This is a genomic window from Moorena sp. SIO3E8, from assembly GCF_010692445.1.
In the GTDB taxonomy this organism is placed as follows: domain Bacteria; phylum Cyanobacteriota; class Cyanobacteriia; order Cyanobacteriales; family Coleofasciculaceae; genus Moorena; species Moorena bouillonii.
Genome location: NZ_JAAHHM010000173.1, coordinates 1 through 11386, shown reverse-complemented (window position 1 = coordinate 11386; position 11386 = coordinate 1). Strand labels below are relative to the sequence as shown.

At 42.9% G+C, this 11386-nt stretch carries 12 protein-coding genes and 1 pseudogene; 6 read left to right on the top strand and 7 right to left on the bottom strand.

Features of this window, described 5'->3' with window-relative positions; translation table 11 throughout:
* A pseudogene (locus F6K46_RS34755) lies at positions 1-202 on the bottom strand (IS4 family transposase); the annotation flags it as partial.
* A 154-nt stretch (positions 203-356) separates the two neighbouring features.
* Between F6K46_RS34755 and F6K46_RS34750 the strand changes: the two are divergent.
* The 3 genes from F6K46_RS34750 to F6K46_RS34740 all read left to right on the top strand — a co-directional run bounded on the left by F6K46_RS34750 (position 357) and on the right by F6K46_RS34740 (position 3537).
* Positions 357-2279, top strand: coding sequence for an ABC transporter transmembrane domain-containing protein (locus F6K46_RS34750; protein WP_293068740.1), 1923 nt, complete (start codon positions 357-359; stop codon positions 2277-2279).
* A gap of 43 nt (positions 2280-2322) precedes the next feature.
* Positions 2323-2589 carry a DNA-binding protein gene (locus F6K46_RS34745; RefSeq protein WP_293068743.1) on the top strand — a complete coding sequence of 89 codons (267 nt, stop codon included), beginning with the start codon at positions 2323-2325 and terminating at the stop codon, positions 2587-2589.
* Positions 2590-2916: 327 nt separating this feature from the next.
* Positions 2917-3537, top strand: coding sequence for a hypothetical protein (locus tag F6K46_RS34740; protein ID WP_293063083.1), 621 nt, complete (start codon positions 2917-2919; stop codon positions 3535-3537).
* Positions 3538-3560: 23 nt separating this feature from the next.
* Here F6K46_RS34740 and sodX read toward each other — a convergent pair whose 3' ends face one another.
* Positions 3561-3908: a nickel-type superoxide dismutase maturation protease gene (gene sodX, locus F6K46_RS34735; RefSeq protein WP_293063081.1), complete on the bottom strand. Its 348-nt coding sequence runs from the start codon at positions 3906-3908 to the stop codon at positions 3561-3563.
* Positions 3909-4118: 210 nt separating this feature from the next.
* The gene (sodN, locus tag F6K46_RS34730; protein WP_293063073.1) at positions 4119-4589 is read right to left on the bottom strand and encodes a superoxide dismutase, Ni; all 471 of its coding nucleotides are present in this window, start codon (positions 4587-4589) and stop codon (positions 4119-4121) included.
* Between the two features lie 163 nt (positions 4590-4752).
* Here sodN and F6K46_RS34725 point away from each other — a divergent pair, with 163 nt between their 5' ends.
* The 3 genes from F6K46_RS34725 (at position 4753) to F6K46_RS34715 (ending at position 7566) form a co-directional block, all read left to right on the top strand.
* Positions 4753-4986: a hypothetical protein gene (locus F6K46_RS34725; protein WP_293063071.1), complete on the top strand. Its 234-nt coding sequence runs from the start codon at positions 4753-4755 to the stop codon at positions 4984-4986.
* Positions 4987-5057: 71 nt separating this feature from the next.
* Complete coding sequence (locus F6K46_RS34720) at positions 5058-5270, top strand: hypothetical protein (RefSeq protein WP_008181887.1); 213 nt, start codon at positions 5058-5060, stop codon at positions 5268-5270.
* Between the two features lie 82 nt (positions 5271-5352).
* Complete coding sequence (locus F6K46_RS34715; protein WP_293063069.1) at positions 5353-7566, top strand: RNA degradosome polyphosphate kinase; 2214 nt, start codon at positions 5353-5355, stop codon at positions 7564-7566.
* A gap of 136 nt (positions 7567-7702) precedes the next feature.
* Here F6K46_RS34715 and F6K46_RS34710 read toward each other — a convergent pair whose 3' ends face one another.
* From F6K46_RS34710 to F6K46_RS34695, 4 genes are all read right to left on the bottom strand, one after another.
* The gene (locus tag F6K46_RS34710) at positions 7703-8386 is read right to left on the bottom strand and encodes an HAD hydrolase-like protein (protein WP_293063067.1); all 684 of its coding nucleotides are present in this window, start codon (positions 8384-8386) and stop codon (positions 7703-7705) included.
* A 375-nt stretch (positions 8387-8761) separates the two neighbouring features.
* Positions 8762-10675: a transketolase C-terminal domain-containing protein gene (locus F6K46_RS34705; protein ID WP_293063058.1), complete on the bottom strand. Its 1914-nt coding sequence runs from the start codon at positions 10673-10675 to the stop codon at positions 8762-8764.
* Between the two features lie 26 nt (positions 10676-10701).
* The gene (locus F6K46_RS34700) at positions 10702-10848 is read right to left on the bottom strand and encodes a hypothetical protein (protein ID WP_158069774.1); all 147 of its coding nucleotides are present in this window, start codon (positions 10846-10848) and stop codon (positions 10702-10704) included.
* Positions 10849-11009: 161 nt separating this feature from the next.
* Positions 11010-11386: hypothetical protein (locus F6K46_RS34695; protein WP_293117856.1), on the bottom strand; the 377-nt coding region annotated here is incomplete at its 5' end.

Here is an 11386-nt window from a genome sequence, read left to right as displayed (position 1 = left end):
CATCAAATACTGGCAAAGACAAAAATCTCTGTAGTTTTTTACGTCGTGATTGAAATTGAATGGGTAAAGGGAGTGACTCTGCGATTTTTTCAAGTTTTATATTTTTGGTGTCTTGTCTAATTATTATTATAAGGTAAAAAAACAATAATTGAGATTCACAAAGTAGATTTTTTAGATGTTTTTGATATAATTTTGGTAGCATTTTCAATTGATAGGTCGTATTGACAATTTATGACCTATCTTTTTTTACCATAATTTGGTCAATTTAAGATATATCAAGGGTTACAGGGCGCTTGTCGCCCCCCCAGCCCCATTTCTCAAGCTATTGCTGAAATTCTCCTCACCCATGGGTCATAATGAAAGCTGATCAAATCCCTCAAGTTACTAATGATGAAGCAGAAAAGTTACAACAAGAATTAGATAATAATCTAGAAAAATCTGAAGAAAAGCTAGATAATGTTCAAGATACAGATACAGATAATAAGACAGATAATGAAATAGAGAAAGTACCGGAAGAACTAGAGACGCATTTATCCCGGCGTCTATTTGACTATGGTTGGCAGCATAAAGCACCCTTTTTATTCGCTATAGTCTTAACTATCTGTGCTTCATTTATAAACTTCTTTATTCCCCAAGTTAATCGCTATGTTATAGATGTAGTGATTCCCGAAAAACAATTTAATATGCTGCCTTGGGTAGGAGTAATTATCCTATCTATGACTTTAGCAGCCGGTGCTTTGCTATTTTTTCAACTCTATGCAATCAAAGTATTCGGACAAAAAACCATTGAGAGCATTCGCCTAGATTTATATCAACATATTCAAGGTCTATCCATTAGTTTTTTTGAAGGCCAACGCACGGGCGAATTAATGTCACGGTTGGCAAGAGATGTGGATATAGTCGGGCAATTACTGTCTGCTAATTTAATTGCTATATTAATCGATAGTTTTGCGTTTATTGTCGTTTTAATTTATATCCTTGTCAGTAACTGGCTGCTGGCAATCATGATTGCCATTACCTGGCCTTTCATCATTTATATTTTACAATTTTCTCAGAAAAGACTACAAAAAATCTATCAATCGGTTAACGATCAAGCTGATTTAATTAGTAATCACTTACAAGATACTATCTCGAATATCAAAATTATCAAGTCTTTTGGTAACGAGCAGTATGAAATTGACCGATTTACTGAATTTAGTCGTAACTATCGGGAAGAAAATCTTAAGGCAACTCGGTTTTGGTCTATATTCGTACCGATTATTAATACCCTGAATGAGCTGGGGAATTTACTGACATTAGTTTTCGGTGCTTGGGGAGTGATGGTTAGCCATCTGACTATTGGGGAATTAGCAGCCCTGTTAACCTATGTCACCCTTTTAAATAAACCGATTAATCGGTTTAATGGATTAGTCAATATTATCCAAATATCAGGAGTATCAGCCAAAAGAATTTTTCAGATTTTAGATACCAAAGTAGAGGTTAAAGAGAAGGAAAATGCGATTAACTTGACCTCGATACAGGGCAATCTCAAATTTGAAGAGATGGAGTTTGCTTATCACAACAATCAGTCAGTGATCAGAAACTTCAATTTAGACATTCAACCGGGGATGTCAGTGGCTTTAGTAGGTTCTTCTGGTTCGGGAAAAAGCACTATTGCTAAAATAGCCGCTCGGTTTTACGATCCCCAAAAGGGACGAGTATTACTTGATGGACATGATCTACAAGATATTAGTTTAAGTTCCTTGCGATTCGGCGAAGCCGACGCTACGCGAACGCATATTGGCATCGTGCCCCAAGAAACGTTACTGCTCTACGGCACAGTAAGAGAGAACATAGCTTACGGTAAGCTAGATGCCACAGATCAGGAAATTGAAGCAGCAGCAAAAGCTGCCAATGCCCATGATTTTATTATGGATTTCCCTGATGGTTATAAATCCATTATTGGTGAGCAGGGTGTGAAACTATCAGGAGGACAGCGACAACGGATTGCGATCGCCCGAGTTTTGCTGAAAAATCCCCAAATTGTTATTTTAGATGAAGCCACCTCGGCTCTAGATTCTGAATCAGAACAACTGATTCAAGAGTCTATTAAACAGCTTTTTAAAGGACGCACTAGCTTAGTGATTGCTCATCGACTGTCTACTATTGCTGATGTTGATTTAATTGTGGTTCTGGAAAAAGGTGAGATTGTGGAAACTGGAACCCATACCGAATTAATTGCTCAAGGGGGAAGGTATGCTTATCTCTATGAACTGCAATTCGTGAAGTCAGGGAATTAAGTAGGATAACGGCAAAAAGGGTGACCGGGTATGGGGTAGCTCTGTGAAAGACAATGTTGCCCACCTGTTCATTAATGCTATAATTGCCATACCCGATAAAGCTTTAATGGCTATGAGTTCTATCCAGATTACGATACCGGATGAGCGTTTGCAACAACTCCAAGACATTGCAGCTAACCTGAATGTTTCTATAGAAGAGTTAGTGTTGATGAGTGTTGAGCAATATTTAACTCAGTCAGAACTGTCTTTTAATGATGCTACAGCATACGTTTTGCATAAAAATGCTGAACTTTATCGCCGACTGGCTTAATGCGTTATCTCACCGTCACTGAAGTTTTAGAACTTTACTACCAGATTATTCACCCCACCAGCGCTGGGACTTTACTCCCATAAACACCTTCAGTAGCGTGAGCCTAGGGCGTGTTTTCTTGCCTCGGAGATCCCCCTAAATCCCCCTTAAAAAAGGGGGACTTTGAGTATGGCTCCCCCCTTTTTTAAGGGGGGCTGGGGGGGATCATAATCTTGCGGAAAACTTTGAAAACACGCCCTAGCGCATTAGCTGACTGCTGACGGCTGATAGCTGAATTCTTACTATGATAGTTATGCTCCTAGAGACGATATCACACTACTCTAATCAATGCCCACGTTGTTGAAATTGGCAATAATTGCCGCCCATCTATCGGTCTATCTGGTTGCTGCGGTTAACATCTGGATTTTTTCTTATTGGAGTCAATTCTATACTTCTGTTGTCAAGGTGCGATCGCTACCACTGATCTACTGTGGCTATGCTTGTTTTGCGATCGCTAACTCCTACGAAATCGCTGAACACATCGGGGATGACTGGGTTTATGTCAGCCAAGTTTCTGATCTCAATCGGCTATTCTATACCTTCATTACTGCTGGCATGTGCTTGATTGCCCTAGGACTGAAAAAATCCCGCTTTCTGGATTTGATCTTAGTTGCCAGCATGGTTGCTGTTCCCCTACTTTATGGTGTGCAAGAGGGCAAAGAATTAATGCAGTTGGTGCAATTAGTTCCTTCGATAATTTTTGTCTATAACTGGTACGTAGTTATGAGGGACTGGCGAGTTTTTCTATTCCCATTATTCGCAAATCTGATTGCCGTTGGTTTTGGTATGGCCTTGATTGTTACCGGACAGCAGGCGCTTCATCTGTTCGTCGGTTCTCCTTCAGCCATTGGCTTACTAATTCTTGGGCGAGTTGCGTGGGTAAAACCAAAAAGGCATTCCAAGGAATAGCTTTGGGATGTTACAGAAAACTACTAAAAAAAACGACTGGTTACTTTACCAATAATCTGTTGAGAATCCACTAAACCAAAAGAGCGGCTATCGGTACTTTCTATTGGGTTGTCTCCTTGTAGGAAACAACGTCCATCTTCCAGCACCACAGTTACCCGTTTCACCAATCGCAACTGCTTTCGGTAAGGGTGTCTAGCCACAACAATGTCACCAACCTTGGGCGGCATGTGCCGATAAGCTCTCGGATCAATTAAGAGCTCCTCTCCTGGTTGGAGCAGGGGAATCATGGATCCTCCTGTAACTCTGAAGCGCAACCGTTTTCGCAATATCAACAGTGCTAGCTCAGGAATACTGTTTTTGGTAAAAAGCATTTGAATTAAGAATGTAGAATTAAGAACTAAGAACTAAGAACTAAGAATTAAGAATTAAGAATTAAGAATTAAGAATTAAGAATTAAGAATTAAGAATTCTACATTCTGCCTTCTGCCTTCTGCCTTCTGCCTTCTGCCTTCTAGATTCTGCTTTCTACATTCTGCATTCTAAATTCTACATTCTTAATTCTACATTCTACATTCTGAGGTTTAGCTAGCTTTATACCAGACAATATCGCGATTCTTGGTTGCCCAGAACATCTTGTGGATATTCTCTACTGCATCGAGTAGCTCATTGGCGTGCTCAAGGCTAACTTCCACCTTGCAGGCAGAGCATAACTTTGCGGCTTTCCAGAAGGTATCGTGTAGGTCTGGGAACTGCTCCAAGTGTACTGGCTTGAAATAGTCTGTCCACAGGATCAGTATTTCCTCTTTGGTCTTCTGAGCCTGCTCTTCCTTAATAGCAATGAACCGGGATAGGGTATTTTGGTAAGCAACTACTGCCGCTGGATCATTACTCGCTGGCTGAAGATCAAGGATCTTCTTGGTCATGGAGAGTACTGCCTCAGCGGTGATACGTGCAGCAGCTGGGTCATACACCCCGCAAGGTCCATCGCAGTGGGCATGGACTTCTGGAGCAGGGAACCACTCTTTGAGCTGGGCAATAACTTTTTTCAACATATTTTTTAGAGTTCGCTTGTGGTCAGAGCACGTGGTAAAAATCGGTAAGGGAGGAATAGCTCCAGGATAGCCAATGGCTAATCAGGGTTTTTGACATTAGTTAACTAACGTAGTTAGCCCAATCTATTCCATCCCCCCCCTACCCATAGTAAGTTATAGCAAGTTGTGTTCTAAAGCGATAGTCGATTTGAAGATAGGGAATCGGGAAAGAGAGGGAGGTGTGGGGGGTGTGGGGAGATGGGGAGATGGGGAGATGGGGAGATGGGGAGATCTCATAGAGTTTAGCGTTCGCGTAGCGTGGCCTACGGCCAATCGCGTAGCGGCTCTTTTGGAGCATCGCACTGACTTCACTGAGTTGTCAAAGAATTATATTATACCAGATAACTATCCTAAATAAAAATAATTTTACAGTTATTAACATTACATGTTACCTTAATTAAAAAATTAGACAAATTTCAAGTTAAATTCATGAATAGTAAAGAGTTAGCGCAATATATAGAAGCTACTGACGGCATCTCCAAACCCTGGTTACTTGTGCAACTGCGCCTGAAGAAGCTTCAGGAGCGGCGCGCCACCCTATCATCGGAAGCTTATATCAGAGAACTAGAAGATATTCACCAGGATTTGATGAATTTAGGTCAGTGGTGGGTAGGTAGAGAAGACGAAGTGTTTAATCCTTGAGGTTCGTTTAACGCTACAATCTGGAAGACTATTCTCTCGTTGCGACAAAACAGCCTGATCAAGTGGGTTAACTCTGAGGATCATGGGTAAAGCTAAAAAGAATAAGTCTGACGTTGAAAATATCCATTTTCAATTTCAAAATAATACGCCTGAATTTGAACAGACCACAGAACAGACCACAATTGAGCTTAATCTGAGTGACCCTGACTATTACTTCAATCGAGAACTGAGCTGGTTGGAGTTCAATAACCGAGTATTACATGAAGCAACGGACCCCCGAACACCTCTGTTAGAGCGTCTGAAGTTCATGGCCATCTTTAGCTCGAACCTTGATGAATTCTTTATGGTGCGGGTGGCTGGTTTAAAACAACAGGTGGAAGCACAAGTTAGTAAACGGACAGCCGATGGTCGCACACCCAGTGAACAACTCGATGCCATCAGAGTGCGGCTGTTACCGATGGTAACTCAACAGCATCAACACTGTGAGCAGGAACTGCGACCGCTGCTAGCCAAAGCCGGGATTTACATTCTCGACTACGTGGACTTGAACCAGAAACAGCGGAATTACCTGGAAAACTACTATTCTGAGCAAATTTTTCCAGTTCTGACTCCCCTGGCTGTGGACCCCAGCCATCCCTTTCCTTACATGTCCAATCTCAGTTTGAATCTGGCGGTAGTGGTCAAAGACCCGGAAACGGGAGCAGAATTGTTTGCTCGGGTGAAAGTTCCTAGAGTCTTAAAGCGCTTTGTTCCCCTCCCGGAAAAATTGCAGCAACAACATAATGGAAAAACGACTAGTTGGACTGGTGTTCCTCTCGAACAAATCATTGCCCATAATTTACAATCTCTGTTTCCAGGGATGAAGATTCAGGAGTGTCATCCCTTCCGCATTACCCGCAATGCTGATTTGACAGTAGAGGAGTACGAGGCAGATGACCTGCTGATAGCGATTGAAGAGGAACTACGGAAACGACGGTTTGGACGTTCTGCCGTGCGCATGGAAATTCCTGTGACCACCTCCAAGTTAGTCAGGAAAACCCTGATGCGAGAGCTGGAACTTGAAGAAACCGATGTCTATGAATTCGACGGTCTGTTGGCACTGGGTGACTTGATGTCGTTGATGGCATTGCCACGGCCAGAATTGAAAGACCCTGTGTGGGAACCAGTGGTACCCCGACGCCTGCGGTTTCCCCTAGGGGACGAGAATGTGGAAGATATATTCAGCGTGATTCGCAGTAGGGATTTGCTGGTACACCATCCTTATCATTCCTTTGGCGCAACGGTAGAGCGTTTTATTACCCAGGCCACTCAAGATCCAGATGTCCTAGCCATCAAAATGACTCTATATCGCACATCTGGTGACTCACCCATTATCGATGCCTTGATTAGAGCAGCAGAAAATGGTGAGCAAGTGTCGGTACTCATAGAACTAAAGGCTCGTTTTGATGAAGAAAATAATATTGTCTGGGCAAGAAAGTTAGAACAGGCTGGAGTCCATGTAGTCTATGGTTTGGTGGGTTTAAAAACTCACACCAAAATTGTGCTGGTGGTGCGTCGGGAGGGAGATAAAATTCGTCGGTATGTTCACATTGGGACGGGGAATTATAATTCTAAGACTGCCAAACTATATACTGATTTAGGACTATTGAGTTGCCGTGATGATTTAGGAGCAGATTTGACAGATTTGTTTAATTCTTTGACCGGTTACTCACGGCAAAAATCTTATCGAAAGTTGTTGGTCGCACCATTTAGTTTACGCGATCGCATGATCAAAATGATTCAGCGCGAGATTGAACATTGCCGCAACGGGGCAACAGGTCGTATTGTTGCCAAAATGAATTCCCTACTAGACCCCAAGATTATTGCCGCCCTCTACAACGCCTCACAAGCTGGTGTAAAAATTGACTTGATTGTGCGGGGAATTTGTGGTCTGCGTCCTGGTCTTAAAGGAGTCAGTGAAAATATCCGTGTGGTGAGTGTCGTGGGTCGTTTTTTAGAACACTCACGGATTTTTTACTTCCAAAATCAGGGTCAAGAGGAAGTCTATATTGGCAGTGCAGACTGGATGCGTCGTAATTTGGATCGACGGGTAGAAGCAGTGACACCAGTGGAAGACCCAGAGATTACCAAAGATTTGGAAGAAATCCTGGCAATTATGTTAGCAGATAACCGTCAAGCTTGGGATTTACAGCCTGATGGCACCTATATCCAACGACGGCCAGCTCAAGGGGTTAAAGAAGAATCCGCTCATCAGATTTTGATGGAGATGGCGTTGCAATCAGCAGGGATGGGATAGTGGTTAAATTAAGAATTAAGAATTAAGAATTAAGAATTAAGAATTAAGAATTAAGAATTCTGCCTTCTGCCTTCTGCCTTCTGCCTTCTGCCTTCTGCCTTCTACATTCTGCATTCTGCATTCTGCATTCTTAATTCTAAATTTTCAAGCCAATCTTTTCCATAAACACTGTTGATGATGGCAGGGATGGTATTGTCCACCAGGGCTGATGTTCCTCTAGGGACTCCTGGTCATATTTACCAGTGGCAACCGCAATCACACGAGCATCAATGGCTTTGCCACAGTGAATGTCATGGGGAGTATCGCCAATCACGTAAGTTTTTTCCGATGGAATCGCGCCATACTTCTCGGATGCGATCGCTAAAGCTTGTTGGGCAATATCAACTCTAGTTTCAGTTTTATCGGAAAATCCACCACCACTAAAGTAATCAGCCAAGCCATAATAGCTTAATTTTGCAAATGCTCCTGCTTCGATATTTCCTGTCAGCAACATCGAAACCACATCAGTTCGATCATGCAAAGCATCTAGAATTTCGATTACCCCCTCCAGGACATATCCTTCTCGGCGGGGCAAACTTTGAGGCAAGTAGTTAACGTAGTATTTCAGCAGTTGATCCACCAATTTCGGTTCTGGGGACAAACCGTACTGCTTGAGAATATTAGCGGCAATTATTGGGTCTGTCATGCCTGCAGTTTCTATATTTGTCAGTGAAACCGTTTCACCAATTACCTCACTAGCCGCCTCTTCTAGGGCAAATATCCCGGCTCGTTTTGTGGTTAATAAAGTGCTGTCGATGTCCCAAAATAAAACGGTAGTCATTACACTTCTATGGTACTAGAACTTGAGGCAATAGTTGTTATTTAATTACCGTTAATTATTATAACATTTATGTAAGCTATCAGCTATCAGCTATCAGCTATCAGCTATCAGTTTTCAGTTTTCAGTTTTCAGTTTTCAGCATATGCGCTACGCGCATATGCTTAGATGTGCTTTTCCCCATACTTTCCATTCTGATTAATCTGGAACTATTAAATTCTCCCGTTCAAGGTTTATTTTAAGTAAGCTGTTCCCGTAGCGTGAGCTAAAAGCTCACGGCTGAATGCTTACCTTGCCTCTTGCCTCTTGCCTCTTGCCTCTTGCCTCTTGCCTCTTGCCTTTGCTGGAGGGAGTATATTCACAACTTAACTAAAAATGCTACATCATAGTTTTATTAATATCAAATGCTAAACTTTCAGCATCTAGCCCATGAGCACGAAGCACTTCCTGATTTTGACCGCATTTAGGAATATCAAATACTCCAAATTGCCTTACCTGTATTTGCCCAGACAATCCTAATTCTGCCAAACCACTTACAATCCGATCTCCCTGTCCTCCTATTACATAATGGTTATCCAGGGTAAACACCCAGGAGTAACCTTGGAGGATTTGCTCCAACCAGTCTAAATCTACAAAATTTAGCCAAGGCAAATTCACTACTTTCAGGGTGATACCGTGATTCTGAGCCAATAACTGGGCAGCTTGATAGGCTTGTGGCAGCAGCACGGGACCGTAACCAAATAAAATAGCGTCCTGCCCCTCAGTTAAGGCAATCCCCTGACCCAACTCCAACTGATAATCCTCTGGCAATTGATAGGGAATCTGACAGGGGATCGAGACTAGCCTTATATAGCAACTACTGATAGTTCGATGCAAACAGTAGTCTAGGGCAAGGGATACTTCTGCTTCATTAGCTGGTTCAATCATCACCATATTCGGTACCGCCCCTAAGGCAGAAATATCCCTTACCGATTGGTGAGAATGACCAGGACCACCTGGTAGCAACCCAGCTAGGGAGCCAACATAAATAATCTTAGTCCGTTCGGTAGCATTATTATAGATTTGCTCATTGGGTCTGGTGGATAGGAAACAAGCAAAGGAATGCACGATCGGCAGTAACCCTTTCAGTGCCATCCCCCCGGCCTGGGATACCATATCTTGTTCGGCAATGCCACACTCAAAGAACCGTTTCGGGAACTTGTCTTTAAAGGGAATCAACCCACAATCGAGCATTAAATCGGCATCGAGTACTACCAGGTCTTGATTCCGTTCTGCTTGGGTAACCAAAGCTTTGGAATAGGCACTAACCAGTCGTTGCGCTCCATCAGCTACAGCAGGTTTGGCATAGGATAGCATCTCCAATGCTAAGGGGGATGCTCCAACTTGTTCCAATTGGGTATTGGCAGCAGCAATTAGTTCTGCGACTCCGGTCGTGTAGGCTTCATCATCCGGTGCGCCACTATGGAAGCGATATAAGTTGTCTTCTGGTTTGATGGCCGTGTGTTCCATAAAGGAGATTCCTTTTCCCTTAATGGTGTCAGCAATCAGGATTTTGGGCTGGTTAGTGACTGCTTTCAATTTTGCGATCGCATTCCCTAAAGCCTTGACATCATTGCCATCACAGCGGTCAACATACCAGCCATAGGCCGCAAATTTCCGTTCCAAGTCCCCCAAGTCACTCACTTGGGACACCCAAGTATCGGACTGGATTTTATTATGATCCACAATCACAGTCATCTCATGGAGTCCCAGATTTGCTGCTGGTTGGAGAGACTCCCAAAACTGACCCTCCTGCAACTCCCCATCCCCAGTTAAGATATAAACATTTCCCTCTCGACCCATCAGCCGATTTGCGCTAATCATCCCCTTAGCCTTAGAAACCCCCATTCCCAAGGAACCAGTATTCGTTTCCAAGAACGGAATTGAAATATCTGGATGGCCAGGAAGTCCATCTAACCGCCTCAAGCTATGGATAAGCTCAAACTCCAGCAAACCATGGCCAATCAAAACCGAGTAAAAACCCGGTACATCGTGACCCTTAGAGGAAAAATAAATATCCCGTGGTTGATTAGAGTTAGTTTTCCTAACCCGTAATTCATTTAAAAACAGCCAACAAACAATATCTAAACTACTAAAACTACTACCAATATGCCCTGAACCCGCCTGTTTTATCATATATAAGGTATTGATTCGACAGTAGGTAGCAAAAAGCTCAGTATGAGTTTCGGGAGTAATGTCTAAATCCTTGAGGCGTTCAAACTCCCGAAACGGGACTAGAGATAGATTTGTCATTGGTTATTGGTTATTGGGGTTGTTGGTTATTGGTCAGGTTTTTGGTTTTTGGTTTTAGGGAATCGGGAATCGGGAATCGGGAATCGGGAATCGGGAATCGGGAGTGTGCGGAGGGGGGGGGAGTGGAGAAAAATTCTGTGTACCTGATAGTTATGCAAACCGCCGTAATTCATGATTTTAATTAATTAAAACTAAATTGATTATAACTAATTTTTAAACCAATATATCTGTTTTAATAGTAACGATTGACCAAGTTTTTTTCCACTTACAACTTTCCTCTTATTTCTTCTCTACTCCCTGTTCCCTGTTCCCTGTTCCCTGTTCCCTACCTTGACTAAATTGGTTTCTGGGAAACCACAGGTAAGTGAGCTTCTCCCTGTGCTATTAAATATTCCAGATACCACCAATCCTTCAAGTCATTAATATCTAATCCCTCATGATCATGGGTAATAAATGGCATAATCACCTTTCCAGCAATTGTATACTCTTCCAGCACCACGTTTGACCAAGCAATTTCTAAGCTAGCATTTTGCACATAGACCTCTGGCAAGGCCTGATACGGAGTACTATGCCAGGGGGTATGGGGGGTTGTTGGCCTTTGGCCTTCCCGTAGGGTAGGTTGGGGGGTTGAAGGTTGAAGGTTGAAGGTTGAAGGTTGGGGGGTTGTTGGCCTTTGGCCTTCCCGTAGGGTAGGTTGGGGGGTTGAAGGTT

What these genes read in the sequence shown, in the direction of transcription:
- F6K46_RS34705 (WP_293063058.1), bottom strand. Translation starts at nt 10,675, where the DNA reads ATGACAAATCTATCTCTAGTCCCGTTTCGGGAGTTTGAACGCCTCAAG.
- sodN (WP_293063073.1), bottom strand. Translation starts at nt 4,589, where the DNA reads ATGTTGAAAAAAGTTATTGCCCAGCTCAAAGAGTGGTTCCCTGCTCCA.
- F6K46_RS34715 (WP_293063069.1), top strand. Translation starts at nt 5,353, where the DNA reads ATGGGTAAAGCTAAAAAGAATAAGTCTGACGTTGAAAATATCCATTTT.
- F6K46_RS34710 (WP_293063067.1), bottom strand. Translation starts at nt 8,386, where the DNA reads ATGACTACCGTTTTATTTTGGGACATCGACAGCACTTTATTAACCACA.
- F6K46_RS34700 (WP_158069774.1), bottom strand. Translation starts at nt 10,848, where the DNA reads ATGAATTACGGCGGTTTGCATAACTATCAGGTACACAGAATTTTTCTC.
- sodX (WP_293063081.1), bottom strand. Translation starts at nt 3,908, where the DNA reads ATGCTTTTTACCAAAAACAGTATTCCTGAGCTAGCACTGTTGATATTG.
- F6K46_RS34720 (WP_008181887.1), top strand. Translation starts at nt 5,058, where the DNA reads ATGAATAGTAAAGAGTTAGCGCAATATATAGAAGCTACTGACGGCATC.
- F6K46_RS34750 (WP_293068740.1), top strand. Translation starts at nt 357, where the DNA reads ATGAAAGCTGATCAAATCCCTCAAGTTACTAATGATGAAGCAGAAAAG.
- F6K46_RS34740 (WP_293063083.1), top strand. Translation starts at nt 2,917, where the DNA reads ATGCCCACGTTGTTGAAATTGGCAATAATTGCCGCCCATCTATCGGTC.